The sequence below is a fragment of the Bacillus pacificus genome, from assembly GCF_020861345.1.
Taxonomy (GTDB): domain Bacteria; phylum Bacillota; class Bacilli; order Bacillales; family Bacillaceae_G; genus Bacillus_A; species Bacillus_A pacificus.
This window is the reverse complement of sequence record NZ_CP086328.1, coordinates 2,540,480-2,557,199: the sequence shown is the minus strand read 5'-3', so window position 1 is coordinate 2,557,199 and position 16,720 is coordinate 2,540,480. Positions and strand designations below refer to the sequence as shown.

Genomic DNA, 16,720 nt, shown 5'->3' with positions numbered 1-16,720 from the left:
CTTTAGTATACTGAAAGGAATCCTTTTTTCAATGTGCCAAGTGCAATTAATTGTTGCATCATTGTGAATTGCCTAGTCTTACTTTTTCTTTTTACGAAATAATTCAATCGTTTTATATCCTTGCGAAAGAATTTCAATCATTTTCTCAAGACGTTTTTCACGTGTTTTTTCTTGTTTTACAGAAAACAAATTACGTGCCCAATCTTTTTGATATCCAGGTGTTAAACTTTGATAAAACTTAAGTTCATTTGGGTGATTAGCTAATAAAGATTCAACATCTTGAATTCGATCTGCATAATCAGCTACACATTGGCTCATTGCAGGCGTTTTCGTCGCTTTTTTCTTCTCACGCTTTAAACCTACAACAGTAAAAACATCATCCATGCTTACCATTCGCGCAAATTTAATATCGCTTTCTCCCACATATCCATCTTCTCCAACGTTTAATGCTGGAAACATCTCATCACGGTGAATAAACGTACTGTAGCGAGAATTACCTTTTTTCGGATATGCGAAGAATACGTATCCTTTTTCAATTAATAATTCTTCATTACTAATAATATAATTCGTTTGTTTCACCATTTCATCCAGTGTTTCTACAAAAATAAAAATGGCATCGTGCTCTTTTGAAAATACAGTTTCTTTTCCTGTAAAAACTTCGTAATCACTTGGTTCATTAATAACAACCATATTCGTATACTTATTAAGTTTCAATTTATCGATAATTGACATGAAAATCTTCCTTTACATTCAAAATTCGTTGTTTATACTTTTTCATACTGTTCTAGTGTATTATATCTATTAAGAAAATCAAACTTTAATAATTGTTTTAAATTAAAATAACCGATTCTTCATAAGAACCGGCTAGCTATTTGTTTTATCATAACTCAATAGCAAATAAAGTATATAAAAGATCTCTATATTGCTCTTCTGTAACTTCACGTTTCGTTTTTTCACCGTGAATCATTGTAGTTAAACTAGTATTTGTTAAAGAGACATGGCCAGATTCCGTCAATTTGACTGCAATCGGTCCTTTATTAAAAATAGATTTCTCATCTTCTATTACTCTTTTTTGAACATCATTTACTACTGCCTCATCAATGATACGATTATAAAAAGCATGACAAACTTTCCACTCACCATTCGTATCTTTTCTTTCTAGAACGTAATTCCCTTTACTCGTATCTTTTTGTCTCACTCGATACGTACCATTTTTAGAAGAAACAGACTCACCAGTAAAAGGTACAGGGACTAGAGGTACTAGTGAGGCAATACCTACATCAATTACGTATCGTACTTTATCATAATTTAGAATAATCGTTATATGTCCATTCTCAAGTGCCCATGCGTTTCTATCATTTTTATATACGGTACCTAATGCGAGTTGTACATCATAACCACAATCTTTTAAAAAGTAATAAAAAAGCGTATTTAATTCATAACAAAGTCCGCCACGGGATCCATTTGAAATTTTATTCTGTAAATTTCCCATAGTAATTGCATTCGTATTACGTGCTATTACATCTAAATTCTCAAATGGTATAGTGTGTGCAAATGCAAAGAGAATTGTATTTAATTCCTCAAATTTCACTTCAGTACGCTTTGCGAGATTCAATCTTGTAAACAGCTTATGTTGTAGACTTGTCATAGTCAGCACCCCTTAAAATGTATAAGTTAAAATAGTATATGTTGATTGTAAATTTGATGGGGTACTGAAACAATGTACATTTCGTTTAACTGTACCGGTACAAAAAGTCTAACTCACAAGATTACTTAAGATAAGAAGCTACGAATACAAATTTAATAGTTCGTCTATAGGTAAATTATTATGATCGCTTAAATCAACAAAATATTGAATTTGCCACAGTTGGCTCTTTTTAGCTTGGTTGCTAACAGGAGTATCCCATATAGGGTAAATCCTCATAGCCATCTTGCCTTTTTGGTTTTCTGTTCTCAAGATTTTTTCCTTAAGAAGAATCTCTTTAGGGAAAATAAATTGTCCTAGTTTATTATCATCTATACAAGTGATAACTAATAAATCAGGAGCAGCGTCATAAGAAAACGCTTGATTTTGCATATTGTCATCTTTCTCCCAAAAAGAAACAAATTGACCAATTTTATTAGGAGTAATTTTTGATTTTCTAAAACGAATGGTTTTGTTATTTAAGTTAAATATACATCCTGCATATTCTGCGTTTTGCTTTTCTTCTTTTACATTCGTTATCATTAAATTATTAGGTTTGTAAAATATATTGTCTAAATTTCGGATCGTATCATTATAATTGTTCAAGAAAACTCCCCCTTTGTTCATTTCTTAGTTTAACACAAACGTCAGTTCTTCTATATTGTATAGAATGTTTATAATCATGAGTGACGTGAAAAGGGATATAACAGGATATAATTATTACTTTAATTTAAGTAAAATGCGTTCAACTATTCGTGGGATGAAGAGTGTATTTTTGTAAATAATAAGTTTGTAAAGTATTAAATTGAGGAGGGTTTGTATGCAATATCCTAAAAAAGCTATAAAGTCTGCTTCTAATATGAAATCAGATTTTGCTACAACTGATGCGCAAAAAGTAAAACAAGAAATTCAAAATGATGTAAGAGCAGGACAAGGAGCAATGACTTCTCGAGAGGCGGGGGCAATGCGAGATTAAGAATACATTCCTTACTTGTATTTTTAGTTTGTTTATTTCTTAAACATTTACCAGTAATGAGTGTTTCTATAAAATCACTGCCCTTAAGTAGAGCTTTAAGTGTTTCTTTGTTTTTACTTACAATGCGGTAAATGAAATCTTTCTTAATTATTTGTTTAGAATATAAAAATTCATTACTCCGCAATATTTTTACTTATTATAAAAATATTGCGGAGTAATATAACCTAATAAACTATCAAAAGTGTCAATCTCAGAATACGGTTTTATTTCAGTCTTATTTGTGATTCTATGAGGATTAAACCATATCCCTTTTATATTTACATTTTGAGGACCAGCAATATCCTTTTCTAAGTCATCTCCAACAAATAATACATCTTCTGGTTGCACATTAAGCTTATTTAATGCTAGTTCAAATATACGTTTATCCGGTTTACTAAATCCTACTTCTTCAGAAATAATGATCGTATCAAAGTAATTGTTTAAATTCGTGTTAATTATTTTAGCCCTTTGCCTCTGACTTGAACCATTTGTTATAATTCCAACTTTAAAGTGCTTCTTTATATGATTTAAGAAATGAATAGTATTTTTGTCTATTGAAAAACATTTAGGGAATTTTTCATTCCAAAAATCTTCAATGTAATTGCGTGGTAATCTATACTTCGGCGGAAATTCATCAAACAATGATTCTAAAACTATCGTTTTATCACTCATGCCGTATTCCCTTTTATCATATTCTTTAAATTTCTGTAGCATATTGTTTTTGACTGTATCACTAACATCCTCATAACACTTTTCTAAAACAAATAAAAACAATGTATCTACGGCCATATCCCTATTAAGTAACGTATCATCTAAATCAAACAGCATAGCTTTATAACCCACCAAATAAATTCACAACCTTTCTATATTTCCTAGTTATTATCAAAAGTAATCAAAAAACAATTCATATGAACGAACTCCTAATAGAATGATATTCTAAGAGTTAAATCAAAAATCCTTTTTCTGTTTGTTAATTGATGTGAAAGCACACGGTTTCAACTTAGGTAATCGATGAATTTTTTAATTTAGGATTTTCAGATTAATTTAAAAATCTTTTGTGATAGGCTGTACTTAAAGATTAAATATAAAGGATGATTCGTATGCAAACTAGCCCTTATACATATTTTTTTCAAACTGATATACTATAAACACAATGGTTCTAGAAAGGTGATGATTTTATGTATGAACAACAAAATAATAGGGATAGAGATCAAAAAATGATGTTTTTTATGCAAGGGGTTCCCACAAATAAAGTTAACATGAATCAATTACCAAAATGGATTAGATTCTTTGGCTATTGTGCGTTTGGTTGGATGATACTATTTAGTTTCATTATGATTGTAGGTTTAATTCTGCAATAACGATACATTTAAAATGTGAACGGGACAGTATTTAGATCATGCGTCTAGGTAATAAAATAGCTTATTACCTAGACGTACTATCTATTTCTTTTCGTCTTCTTGGCTGTATTGGATGTTTTGGTCCATTCAACTTGTGGAGAATAGTAATGGAGATGATAAAGGACTGTACTTACAACCCCTTTGATTTGTTTTTGAATGGTAAAACTTGTTTCTCTACTCTTTCATATTGAGTAAGTAATTGCCTAATAAAAGATAATTTCGGTACTAACCAATGCGAAAATAACCCTGAAATACATCCTATTAAAGCCCCTACTGCAACATCAAAAGGATAATGAACCCCTACCCAAATACGAGAGATCGCTACACAAAGTGCAAGTATAAGCCATAGCCATCCAGTTTTTTTACGAACAAGCCAAAACGAAAAGCAAATCGAAAAAAAGAGAATCGTATGGTCACTAGGAAATGAATTATCTACAGCATGGTCGACAAGTTTATTAACATCAGGCAATACTGCAAACGGTTGATAATTTAGATGGAATTTCCCTGCTATTTTCCCGATTACCTCAGCAATTACAAAAGCAACCATCGCTTGAATAACCATCATCCTACTTTTTCTGGACCCAGTAAACCAATAAGCTAAAATAATTAAAGCAAAAATATATACCATATATTCTGCCAAAAATACGATGGCCGGGTTTAGGAATGAATATTGTTTACCTAAATCATTAAGTGCTCGAAAAATATCAATATTGAATTGAGAAAAAGACATTTCAAATCCCTCCTTTTTCACTTTAATAAAAAAAGAAACAGGAAAACATCGAACTTTCTTACAAACATTCGTGCATTCTTACAGTTTTGTCATTTTCTCGTCACTTTGTAAATAGGTTCATCGTCTTGCCTTTTGCTATATTCACAAACTCTTATATCTACAACTACGGAAACGATAATTACACATAAAAAAGAGAAGAACCTTGGTAAGTTCTTCTCTTTTTTTATTAAATTGTAATATAATTACAGTATGTGAAATTATACTATTTTAACTTTAAAAGCGAAGTGAAAACAATCTTCCGTCCGCTTTTGGCATTTATTTAATGGTTTTCTCTGTTTTTAAAACAAATGAACTTAATGCAGGAACTTTAATTTTATTGTCATGGACAACGTAAAGTGTTTTACTACCTGCCTGTTTACCGTCTACTAGTACTTTCCAAGGACCTTTCGATGGAAGTGTTATTTCAACAGCTTCTCTATTTGCATTGTGAGCCACCGTAAAGTATTCATTTTTATTCCCCTCTATTGTATAAGCTACAGTATTTTTCGGAGCATCAATAAATGATACATGTGTTTTTATTTGCTCTGCAGATGTCATTCGAAAAGCTGAGTACTTTTTGCGTAATTCTATTAAGCCCTTCATATAATCCACTTCATTATTAAACGTTGCACGGCGCAACCAGTCCATCTGGTTAATTGAATCTGGAGATTTGTAACTGTTATGATCACCATATTTCGTGCGCATAAACTCTTGTCCCGCATGTAAGAACGGAATACCTTGTGATGTTAATAAAATCGACGAAGATAATTTATGCATTTGTTTTCGCACTTCTTCACTGTCACTTGGATTAGTCAACTCAAGTTTATCCCATAATGTATGATTATCATGCGCTTCCACATACGTTAGCACCTGCTCTGGATCTTGGTAAGTCGACGAATTTGTATCGTAGTCAATGCCTGCGGTAATACCTTTTTTAATACGGTCTTCCATGTGTTCCTTTCCATTTACAAACCCATTTTCTTTCTCTTCAAATACACTACCTTTTAATCCATCACGTATATTATCGTTAAAATGAGCAATCCCTTTCATTTTCTCTGCATTTTTTTGATTTGCTTTCAACTCTGCTGCAAGAGGTGTATTTAAATCCCAACCTTCTCCATGCAGTATAATAGAAGGGTCAATTTGATTAACAGCTTTACGTATTTCATTCATTGTTTCATAATCATGAATACCCATTAAATCAAAACGGAATCCGTCTAAATTGTATTCTTTTGCCCAGTATGTTATTGAATCAATCATAAATTTCCTCATCATTTTTCGTTCTGAAGCAGTATCATTTCCTACACCAGTGCCATTTGCAAATGTTCCGTCTTCATTGTAACGATAATAATAACCTGGAACTAACTTATGAAAATTAGATTCAGTAGCATTATACATATGGTTATAAACTACATCCATAACAACGCGAAGGTTATTATCGTGCAGTGTTTGAACCATTTGCTTTAATTCAGTTATTCGAACAGTTGGCTCATATGGATTTGTAGAATAAGATCCCTCTGGAACGTTGAAATTTTTCGGATCATATCCCCAGTTATATTGTGGTTCGTTTACATTCTCTTCATTTACTGAAGCATAATCAAATATCGGTAAAAGCTGAACGTGTGTAACACCAAGATCTTTCATATAATCAAGTCCTGTTTTTACACCTTCAGGCCCTCTTGTTCCTTTTTCTGTTACTCCTAAATATTTCCCTTTCTGCTTAATCCCACTTTCAGGTTGGATGGAAAGATCGCGTACATGCAATTCATAAATAATAGCATCTTCCGGATTTTTCAATTTAGGCTTTTTGTTAGTGTTCCATTTTTTCGGATTTGTTTCTTCTAAATCAACAACCGCACCTTTATCTCCATTTACAGAAGCAGCACGTGCATACGGATCAACTGCTTCCGTCCACTTATCACCAATTTTCACCTTATATGTATAATAGAGACCTTTTTGGTTCCCTTTAAGTTCTGCTTTCCAAGTGCCCTTTTCACCTTGTTGCATGTTTATTTCAGTACCTATTTTATCGTTCCATTTTTTATATGTAACTAATTTTGCTTCACTCGCAGTAGGAGCCCATACACGGAACTTTGTATGTTGTGGTGTATATATATTCCCTAAATCGTTACCACCATAATAAAATAAATGATCAAACTCTTCACTACGAATGACTTTACCGATTTCAGTATTTGTATCAGCTAAGTTTTCAATTTTAACTTTGTATGTCTGCTTTAAATCAATTTTCTGCTCCGTAATTACTTTCACCTTATTCGTAACATTTCCACTGTTTATATCATAAGGACTAATATTCTTAATTTTAATACCTTCAATTTCAATTTTCTGTTCCTTAATATGAAATGGAACATTCGTCGTTACAGTGATTTCATTGAAACTATCAATAGTTGCTTTTTGAATTGATAGATCCGAAGAAGGCTTAGCGTTATATACCTTTTCATCACCAGAAAGAATCCATACTTCAGCACGACCGTCCTTTATATTTTCAATCCAACGATCCCCACCATCTTTTTCCCACTCATTTGTACGAATGATGAATCCTACACGATTATAGTCACCATCTATATTAATCTTAGCGTACTTTCCAAATTCATCTTCACCAGTAAATTCATAAGATGTACCATTTGCATTTTCTCCCCATAACCAAAGATTCCAGTCTTTTGTATTTCCAAGCTGCTCTTTGTAATGAATAATAACTTCAGTTGTTTTCGAATTTGAAACTGCCTTTACACTTTGAATAGAGAAAATAGATGCGAACATAACAATTATAGTAAGTAATAAAACTGATTTGTTAATTAATCTTTTTATCATTTGCACTACATACACCCTTTCTTTAAATAGTACGAACGATTTATTATGCCCGTACTACATTACACAATTTAAATTAATCTAGAAATCTCTTTTGCTTCCCCCCCCGTATTGGTTATTTTCACATATGTATTTCAATGATCTTTCCAATACGAAAACGTTTGCATTAATTGTTAAAAAAATAGTTTATTTACGTCTTCATATATTTGTAAATACGAAAAGATCAGGGAAATTATTTTAAAGCAACCGTTTGTTATCGCTTTCATTTTATAGCACTTCCCATTAAGAGGTCAATATATTATTAATTTTCTGTTTTTATATACTATAAACCTTAAATCTTTGTCGCAACTTCTTAAAGGTAGAGTGCCTAATTATTGCTTAGTAAGTTTATTTTTCAAATACATTGGTATGAAAAAAACAGCTAATATCCTTAAAACGACATTAGCTGTTTTTTCATAATGTAATAATATATGAATAAGAACTATATTTCTAACTTACTTAATTTTTGCTGCATCAAACGCCTTTTGTACTGCTTGAACTTCAGCTGAATTTGCACCATATTTGTTAGTTGCCACTCGAATACATGCTGATCTTAATTCTTTGAAATTAGAAGTCATGTTTAACTCATCTGTATTTGCGTAATAGAAAATATCAAACATTTTATCTTCACCAATTCCTTTAACAGTTACACCGTTATGAGTTCCGCCTTTTGCGATGAGATACGCAACTTTATTAATAATGCTTGAATTAAAATGAACGCCACCTTGATCCCATCCATTAAAATCATTAAATTCACTGTAATCATCTGGATAAGGTACTCCAAGTGAAGATGGAACAGAAGCTGGGTTTTCCATATCACGGAAGACAGATCCAGTTTGTTCTCCCATCGTCCAGTTAAAGCTTCCATTATTTACGTATTTCTCAATAGATGTTCCCATAATATCAGATAGTGCCTCATTAATCGCACCAGATTCACCGTAATATTCAAGATTAGATTCACTAGAAGTAACAGCATGTGTAAATTCATGCCCAGCTACGTCATATGCTTTGACGATAGGATCTCCATACACAAGCATACTACCATTATTAGCACTTAACGCATTCTGCCAATTTTTCGGATCATTCGTATCTCCAGAATCCCAAGCATGTACAACTGAAACTACCTTTTGTCCCTTATTATCAAAGCTATTACGGTTGTATTTATCTTTATAAAAATCAAAAACTTTTGTTGCTAAGTAATGAGCACTTACTGCTTTTGGATCGTTAAATGTTGTCGAAGTACTAGTTGCTAATGTACCAGGATAATAGCTTTCTTCTTTAGTAATATCTCTGTAATTCACATCATATGTTTCAATTCCTTGCCCTCTTGTATAATCAGCCAGAGCATATTTGCCATTACTTTGTTTAGAAATACCAAATGAACGAGAGATCCCTAAATCATCTTTTCCAGTGCCCGTTAATGATGTAAGACTGCTTTTTTTACTTTTCTTTAAGGCTCCAACTAGTTTTTCACTTGCTTTCAAGTTAGACTCTTGTACCATATTTTTTAACATATCACCATTTTGTGCATTTACTAAATATGTTCCGGAAACATATTTTGGTGTTGCCGCTTCAAATGTAACCTGGTATGCATTGCTAGCCTGTCCATTATTTTCATCAACAAAAATAACTTCCTTAACTTCTGGCTCAGAAATAAAATTGATATCGTTCCCGTACTTCGTATAAATATATTGTTTCGCTTCATCTTTTGATAGATTGATAGGCTTTTTCAATTCTTCTTGTTTTAAATTTTGCGCGCTATCGCCTGAAACACTTTTAATAACACCGTTATTATCTACGTGTGCAGTTAATTGATGTCCATATACTTCTTTTCCTTCATATGTTTGTTGTATACGTACAAGTGTAGTCCCATCATATGAATCACGTTTTTGAAGAACTTTATAATCTACTCCAGTTTCTCCATTGACTTGCTTTGAAGAAAGGGCTTGTTCTGTTTTCTCCTTAAGAGCATCTTTTACTACATTCTCTGGTGCCTTTTGTGACGGTTGTGTAAGTTCACCTGAACGGAATGATTCCTCCTGAATTTGAACTTGTAGTTGATCTGTTTCCTCTGCATGACCTACTCCATACGGTGCTACTGCTGTTAAAGCTAAACCTGTTGTTAATGCTACCTTAGTTAACGTCTTTTTGTTTTTCATTTTTTCACCTCGTATAATTTTGAAATAGAAAGCTTGTACAAAGTATACTTCCTGTTTCTGTCGAAAAAAAGGGAAAATACACAATTTATGTAACATTATGCAAAATTACATAATGTAAGGACGATGATTCAAATTAAGAACAACTTATATAAGTGCATGAATTTCAATAAAAAAAGAGCACTTTAAGGTGCTCTTCAAATACGATTATAAATTATGCATTGTGTCATTTATTAGTATATGCTCGTCTCATTTAATTGTTTATTTAATGATTTCTCTACCCAATAACCTTTTAAAAATACATCATCCAATACACCGGTATCCTCCGTTACTGTTTGATTAGTAAATAAATAATATAGTAAAGATAATGCTAGAAAGAAACATACTACTTATTTGCATTCATATTTATTGGTACTTTTTTAATTGGCACAAATAAATCAACCTTTAACTTTCCTTCTAAATCTTCTGCAACATTATTTAAGCAAAACTCTAAATTATCTCTATCATAATCTGCATCATACTCACTATTTGGTAGCCACTCTGCGTACATGTATTGATACGCTACACTTAATTTATGAGGTTCATCATAGAATTGGTATAGAGCGTATAGACCACTATCTACACTTTTAAATTGCACATCCTCATGTTGTTCTTTTTCAAAGTTTTCAGGTATGGTCACGCAAGCATCATGTCGGCACATATGGCTTGCAACAAGTTCAGGATTATCTAATGAGATTCCGATAAATGATTGCTCCGGTGGATAAAGTTTATTTTCATTTGCCCACTGTAATAACCTTCCCCAGTGATCTTGTGGTTCAAAATAACTACCAGTTCGTCTTATATAGGCTACTTTTAATGGTGGTAATTTTTTTATAGTCACTTTCATTTATATCAGCCCCTTTATAACTATCTACTCCATTTATTTAGACTTCATTAATAAATATCCCTTCATTAATAGTACAAAACTCCAATGAAAACACGCGGAAATATGCTACAAATAAGAACAATGAATGAATAGATACTGATTTTAAAGAGCTGGATGTTTTCACAAAAAATATTCTTTTATACTAAATGGCTTGATAGAATTCTTTTCATCGTCCAAGCACATTACTAGAAACTTAAATAGTATATTAAAAACTAAAGGGGTCATATTGATGCAAAAAAACTCGTATAATGATTGCAATTGTAGTGTTCAAGATTTTTTATGTACCAATATAGGTGTACAAGTTACGGTGGTTTTGACATATGTGAGAGATTCATCACTTGGTACACAATCATACACCGGGATTCTTACATCAGCTGGAACTGACTATTTTACCATTGAAGATCCAACAAGCGGTAAATTGTATCTATTACAACGAATTTACCTAGATTATATAGAATTTCCAAACAGTCAAACTATTAATAAACCGAAATGGTGCTGTTAAATATTTGAAATACGTTTTATGAACTTGTGGATAAAAAAACACCTTTTTAAGGGTGTTTTTTTATCTAATCTACCCTCCCAGAAAAAACAACAATTAATAACATGTCCTATCAATTTATCATTAAATAAATGTAAAAAATGACCCTATTTATTCATTTTTCATGCGTATGTATGTACATTTATTAATTTATTCGATATATTATGTGTATTGAATGATTACGAAAAACTTATAGCTCGCTAAAAATACCTTATATTTTTATATCCGTGAAAACTACAAAATGTATATAAATCCATTTGTCAAATGAATTTAATGCGGAAGGAGGTTTGTGGTTACTTCATCGGGATATAATAATCAGTTTTAAACTGATAAAAATATAGGAGGCGACAAAATGTTTCGTACGATTTCAAATTTCATGAGAGTAGCTGAGATAAGAAACAAAATTCTTTTTACATTAGCGATGCTAATTGTTTTTCGAATTGGCACGTTTATTCCAGTTCCTCATACTAACGCAGAGGTATTAAAAGTACAAGATCAAGCTAACGTTTTAGGTATGCTAAACGTATTTGGCGGAGGAGCACTGCAACACTTCTCAATCTTTGCTGTAGGTATTACACCTTATATTACAGCTTCCATCATAGTACAATTACTACAAATGGATGTTATACCTAAATTTTCGGAATGGGCAAAGCAAGGTGAGATGGGCCGTAAGAAATCAGCTCAATTCACTCGATACTTTACAATCATTCTCGCATTCATACAAGCCATTGGGATGTCTTATGGTTTTAATAATATAGCAGGCGGACAATTAATAACAGATCAAAGCTGGACTACATACTTATTTATTGCGACAGTTTTAACTGCAGGTACTGCATTTTTACTTTGGTTAGGTGAACAAATTACCGCTAATGGAGTAGGTAATGGTATTTCGATGATTATCTTCGCAGGACTTGTAGCAGCGATTCCAAATGTTGCGAACCAAATTTATTTGCAACAATTTCAAAATGCAGGCGATCAATTATTCATGCACATCATAAAGATGGTCTTAATTGGTCTCGTAATTTTAGCGATAGTTGTTGGCGTTATTTACATACAACAAGCCGTGCGTAAAATACCGATTCAATATGCAAAAGCTGTTTCAGGAAACAATCAATATCAAGGAGCAAAAAACACTCATTTACCTCTTAAAGTAAATAGTGCTGGTGTAATTCCAGTAATCTTTGCTTCTGCATTTTTAATGACGCCGCGTACAATTGCGCAGCTCTTCCCTGATTCAAGCGTCTCAAAATGGATAGTTGCAAATCTTGATTTTGCACATCCATTTGGAATGACACTTTATGTCGGTCTTATCGTTGCTTTCACATACTTCTACGCATTTATTCAAGTAAATCCTGAACAAATGGCTGAGAATTTGAAAAAGCAAAATGGATATGTGCCTGGTATTCGTCCTGGCAAATCAACAGAACAATATGTAACGAAAATTTTATACCGTTTAACATTTATCGGCGCGATTTTCTTAGGTGCAATTTCAATTTTACCGCTCGTATTCACGAAAATTGCTACATTACCACCTTCTGCACAAATTGGTGGTACAAGCTTACTGATCATTGTCGGTGTGGCACTTGAAACAATGAAAACGTTAGAAAGTCAGCTTGTAAAACGTCATTATAAAGGGTTTATAAAAAAAGCGAATTAAGTAAAAAAACACAGTTGGTTATTTTTCCAACTGTGTTTTTAATTCTACTGCATCTAATTTTTCTACTAATGTACCAATGACCTTTTCCAAGTTCATTATTTTTGCTTCTAACGCTCGAATACGTTTATTGCTCTCATCTACATCATTATATTTTAAACTGTTATTAGAGACTTTGAACTGCTCTCCTAATTCGGAAGTGATATCTTCAATTGTTGATTTTTCATTATTACTGGTTGTATTTGTATTTGATTTTAATTCAAATTGAATTTCATATGTATTTCCAGTTAACTCTTTAGCTATTTGCGAAATTAAATCTTTATAAGACTTTTTAACCCACTCTTGTTGGAATTCGTTTTCAAAATAAATGATCAATGAATCTTCATTTATTCTAGCTGTCGTTTCTTTGACCCAAGTTTCATATGACGGTCTCGAAATTTTTAATTGTATTTTATCTTTTATTTTATTCCAAATTGTTTTTGATTCCTCTTGTCCGGAAGTACGTTGATTATTTTGCACGTGATGAACCTGTGCTTTAGAAGTAGCGCTTGATTCTATTTCGAACCAAATTTGATATTTTTCATCGGTTATTTTCTGTACGGTACTTGAAATTATATTTTTATACTCCCCTTCAAGCAAGTCACGATGAAACGCATCTTCACAAAAGATTATTAATTTATTATCTTCTATCGTAGCATTTGTATTTCTAATCCACGTCATAAATGTTTTCTCTGCTAATTTTGGTCTTAACGCTTTCTTTACTTCATCCCAGCTACTAAGCCTTGCTTTTTGAATATCTTTCAACTTAGATGGTTCGCCATTACATAGATCAAACTGAATTTCAAACGTCGTATTAAACATTTCTCTTAATGTATTAAATACTAATTCTTTATAATGAGATTCTAACCAGTCACGTGCAAATTCATTTGGACAATAAATTGTTAATATATCATCCTCTAAATAAACAGTAGTATTCGTAAACCAAGTTTCATATGATGGTTTTGAAATTTGCGGTCGAATTTTTTCCTTGACTTCAGTCCAATTTATTTTCATAATAACTCCCCTCTTCTTGCAGATCTCTTTCATATAGCTTAATAATATTACGCCTTTCCAATAAATAAAGTCAATCCGTATCATGAATAAAATGAAAGCAGCCCTGCTATATACAGGACTGCTTCTTTATATAATTACATTTCTTTCTCAAATAATCTCCCTTTTCTGGAATAAGACCGGAGTGTGGATCGATTAGCTAAAAATACACCAACCAAAATGAAACATGCACCTATTCCCATTGTAGCATTTAAAGGTTCTCCTAATATAATATATCCTACTATAATAGCAATTAACGGTGATACGTATAACCACGTTGACGGGAATACAGGATTTGTTTTTGATAAGAGCCAATAATATAATCCGTGTCCACCAATTGATCCGATAAAGATAAGATATAAAATAGGCCACTGTACACCCCAAGAAGCTAGTGTAGTTACATTCGGTTGTTCTACTATGACAGACACGATTAGTAGTAAAACGCCTCCGTAAAACATTTGAATACCATTAATGAGAAATGGCGATACATTTTGTAAATCCGAAAGTATTTCTTTTGAGTAAATAGAGCCTATTCCGTAAAATAACTCTCCTATTATTAATACAAAACAAGCGATACTCCATATAAAACTTACTTCTTGGTGCATTCCTGGTAAAGAAACAAAAACAACGCCTATTAGCGCAATGATTAAAGCAAGAAGTTGCTCCTTTTGTAATTTTGTCTTATTTCTCTTTGCCTGTAATAACAAAATCATCATCGGTCCCGTAGCAGATAGCACAGCAGCTAGCCCTGAAGAAATATATTGTTCCGCCCAGTACAAACTTGCGAATGTCATAAACGTTAAGCAAAAACCAGCATATATAATACGTTTTGAAAATATATGTGGCATAATTTCTTTTCGTTTTAGCTTAAATATAATCATTAAGATTACTCCTGCTAGAAAGAAACGAATTCCTGCCGAAAATAATGGGGGTGCACCTGCTTCAATTCCGATTTTTATTGTTAAAAATGTTGTTCCAAAAATTATACATACTAAAATATAATTGAAAATGACCATTTTTCTTCCTCCTTTTTACTCTTAACATGAGTATAGAAGGTATGGTGTATAACAGTGTATTTATGTATATAACAGTTTCCTAAAATCGTAGTTGATTCTCTTTATATTTTCCGCTTAAATTAAATAAAAAAGAAAAAGGTGAAACCATGAAGATTGTCCTTCGTAAAGAATCCAACATACCGTATTACCAGCAAATATATATGCAAATCGTTGAAAGAGTACAAAGCGGCATGCTTTCACATGGTGACTCACTTCCATCTTTACGCTCGATGGCCGAAGATTTACAGATTAGTCTATTAACTGTTCGTAAGGCGTATAAACAGCTAGAAAAGAAAGAATATATACGAATTGAACAAGGTAAAGGGGCTTATATACAAAAACATGTAAAGAAAAATTTCAAAACAGTTCCGTATAAATGGCAACAAACGAAAACGATTAATGTTATGCGATCTCAATATGCAATGAATCAGCACCGGAAATATTACGATTTTTCACAAGCGATTTTATATCCTCGTTTATTGCCAAATCCATTCTTGGCAGACGAAATGCATAAAATACTTAATAAAGACCAGATGATTCTAGCAACTTATGGACCAGTTCAAGGAGATTATGAATTGCGAGTTGAAATAGCAAATCACTTAAATGAACACCAAAAATTATTGACAGATCCATCTCAGTTATTAATTACAAGCGGAGCACAACAAGGAATTGATTTAATTGCTCAAACACTAATAAAACCTGGTGATATTGTATTAGTGGAAAGTCCTTGTTATAGTGCTGCGCTTGATATTTTCATCAATAAAGGGGCTCGAATTATACCTGTTTCTCTTGATAATTATGGAATTCGCTCCGACTTAATCGATGATATTTGTCAAAGTAAAAATCCCGTTTTATTGTATACGAATCCAACTTTTCAGAACCCAACAGGTACAGTAATGAGTAAAGAACGGAGAATGGAACTTATAGAATTGGCAGAGCTATATGAGTTTTTTATCATTGAAGATGATTCTTTCGGTGAAATATATTTTGAGGGCGTGACTGTTCCCCCTCCTATTAAAAATTTTGATACAAACGGTCACGTAATATATATAAAAGGATTTAGTAAAACGTTAGCACCAGGACTGCGTATCGCATCACTTATTGCCGATGGCCCTATTTTCGAATGGTTATATGCTGTAAAAGGTTCAATGGATATCGGTAGTCCTTTATTAACACAAAAAGCACTTCTACCATTTTTACGTGCAGAACGTATGAAAAATCATTTAGAAAAATTACGTACGGCTTTACAAATTAGACGTGATATAACGATTGATATGTTATCACCACTTAAAGAAATGCACTTTGAAATACCAAATGGCGGCTTTAATTTATGGATTACTCTTCCTGATTCGATAGATCCCTTTACCTTATTACAAAAAGTAAATGAAGTAGATGTGTCTTTTTTACCAGGTACAGCTTGTCTATTAAATCCCGAAACAAATAATAATCATTTAAGAGTTAGCTATTCGATGTTAAATGAAAAAGATATGATAATTGGATTAGAGAGATTACATGATATAATGCGAAAGTTTATGCTATAAAAGCAAATACCCCAAAATATTTTGGGGTA

14 protein-coding genes and 1 pseudogene are annotated in these 16,720 nt (G+C 32.3%); 5 read left to right on the top strand and 10 right to left on the bottom strand.

The window, feature by feature from the left end; translation table 11 throughout:
- Positions 1-78: 78 nt before the first annotated feature.
- The 3 genes from LMD38_RS13430 to LMD38_RS13420 all read right to left on the bottom strand — a co-directional run bounded on the left by LMD38_RS13430 (position 79) and on the right by LMD38_RS13420 (position 2,311).
- Complete coding sequence (locus LMD38_RS13430) at positions 79-732, bottom strand: YdeI/OmpD-associated family protein (protein ID WP_016717636.1); 654 nt, start codon at positions 730-732, stop codon at positions 79-81.
- A gap of 148 nt (positions 733-880) precedes the next feature.
- Positions 881-1,648 (bottom strand): arylamine N-acetyltransferase family protein, encoded by a 768-nt coding sequence (locus LMD38_RS13425; protein WP_062821654.1) that lies wholly within the window; start codon positions 1,646-1,648, stop codon positions 881-883.
- Positions 1,649-1,786: 138 nt separating this feature from the next.
- Complete coding sequence (locus tag LMD38_RS13420) at positions 1,787-2,311, bottom strand: MepB family protein (protein WP_073531024.1); 525 nt, start codon at positions 2,309-2,311, stop codon at positions 1,787-1,789.
- Between the two features lie 193 nt (positions 2,312-2,504).
- Here LMD38_RS13420 and LMD38_RS13415 point away from each other — a divergent pair, with 193 nt between their 5' ends.
- Positions 2,505-2,660: a hypothetical protein gene (locus tag LMD38_RS13415; RefSeq protein WP_001199986.1), complete on the top strand. Its 156-nt coding sequence runs from the start codon at positions 2,505-2,507 to the stop codon at positions 2,658-2,660.
- A gap of 189 nt (positions 2,661-2,849) precedes the next feature.
- Here LMD38_RS13415 and LMD38_RS13410 read toward each other — a convergent pair whose 3' ends face one another.
- Positions 2,850-3,542 carry an HAD family hydrolase gene (locus tag LMD38_RS13410; RefSeq protein ID WP_029141127.1) on the bottom strand — a complete coding sequence of 231 codons (693 nt, stop codon included), beginning with the start codon at positions 3,540-3,542 and terminating at the stop codon, positions 2,850-2,852.
- A 335-nt stretch (positions 3,543-3,877) separates the two neighbouring features.
- On the opposite strand from LMD38_RS13410, the gene LMD38_RS13405 reads away from it, so the two are divergent.
- Positions 3,878-4,060, top strand: a complete 183-nt coding sequence (locus LMD38_RS13405) for a hypothetical protein (protein ID WP_014893663.1) — start codon at positions 3,878-3,880, stop codon at positions 4,058-4,060.
- Positions 4,061-4,229: 169 nt separating this feature from the next.
- On the opposite strand, the gene LMD38_RS13400 is transcribed toward LMD38_RS13405, so the two are convergent.
- From LMD38_RS13400 to LMD38_RS13385, 4 genes are all read right to left on the bottom strand, one after another.
- Positions 4,230-4,829, bottom strand: a complete 600-nt coding sequence (locus tag LMD38_RS13400; RefSeq protein ID WP_062821653.1) for an undecaprenyl-diphosphatase — start codon at positions 4,827-4,829, stop codon at positions 4,230-4,232.
- Between the two features lie 315 nt (positions 4,830-5,144).
- Positions 5,145-7,703 carry a type I pullulanase gene (pulA, locus tag LMD38_RS13395; protein WP_062821652.1) on the bottom strand — a complete coding sequence of 853 codons (2,559 nt, stop codon included), beginning with the start codon at positions 7,701-7,703 and terminating at the stop codon, positions 5,145-5,147.
- A 485-nt stretch (positions 7,704-8,188) separates the two neighbouring features.
- Entirely contained in the window at positions 8,189-9,892 is a 1,704-nt protein-coding gene (locus LMD38_RS13390) for a M4 family metallopeptidase (protein ID WP_062821651.1), read from the bottom strand.
- Positions 9,893-10,274: 382 nt separating this feature from the next.
- Positions 10,275-10,775, bottom strand: a complete 501-nt coding sequence (locus tag LMD38_RS13385; protein WP_048554717.1) for an AraC family transcriptional regulator — start codon at positions 10,773-10,775, stop codon at positions 10,275-10,277.
- A gap of 322 nt (positions 10,776-11,097) precedes the next feature.
- Here LMD38_RS13385 and LMD38_RS13380 point away from each other — a divergent pair.
- Together LMD38_RS13380 and secY are read left to right on the top strand one after the other, a co-directional pair.
- Positions 11,098-11,316: pseudogene (locus LMD38_RS13380) on the top strand (spore coat protein GerQ); the annotation flags it as partial.
- Positions 11,317-11,704: 388 nt separating this feature from the next.
- On the top strand, positions 11,705-13,009 hold the full coding sequence (gene secY / locus LMD38_RS13375; RefSeq protein WP_016717645.1) for a preprotein translocase subunit SecY: 1,305 nt from the start codon (positions 11,705-11,707) through the stop codon (positions 13,007-13,009).
- An 18-nt stretch (positions 13,010-13,027) separates the two neighbouring features.
- Here the strand turns inward: secY and LMD38_RS13370 are convergent, their stop codons facing one another.
- Complete coding sequence (locus LMD38_RS13370) at positions 13,028-14,059, bottom strand: DnaA N-terminal domain-containing protein (RefSeq protein WP_016717646.1); 1,032 nt, start codon at positions 14,057-14,059, stop codon at positions 13,028-13,030.
- 134 nt (positions 14,060-14,193) lie between these two features.
- Entirely contained in the window at positions 14,194-15,111 is a 918-nt protein-coding gene (locus tag LMD38_RS13365; RefSeq protein WP_062821650.1) for a DMT family transporter, read from the bottom strand.
- 146 nt (positions 15,112-15,257) lie between these two features.
- Here LMD38_RS13365 and pdxR point away from each other — a divergent pair, with 146 nt between their 5' ends.
- Entirely contained in the window at positions 15,258-16,691 is a 1,434-nt protein-coding gene (pdxR, locus tag LMD38_RS13360; protein WP_016717648.1) for a MocR-like pyridoxine biosynthesis transcription factor PdxR, read from the top strand.
- The last annotated feature ends 29 nt before the right edge of the window (positions 16,692-16,720 follow it).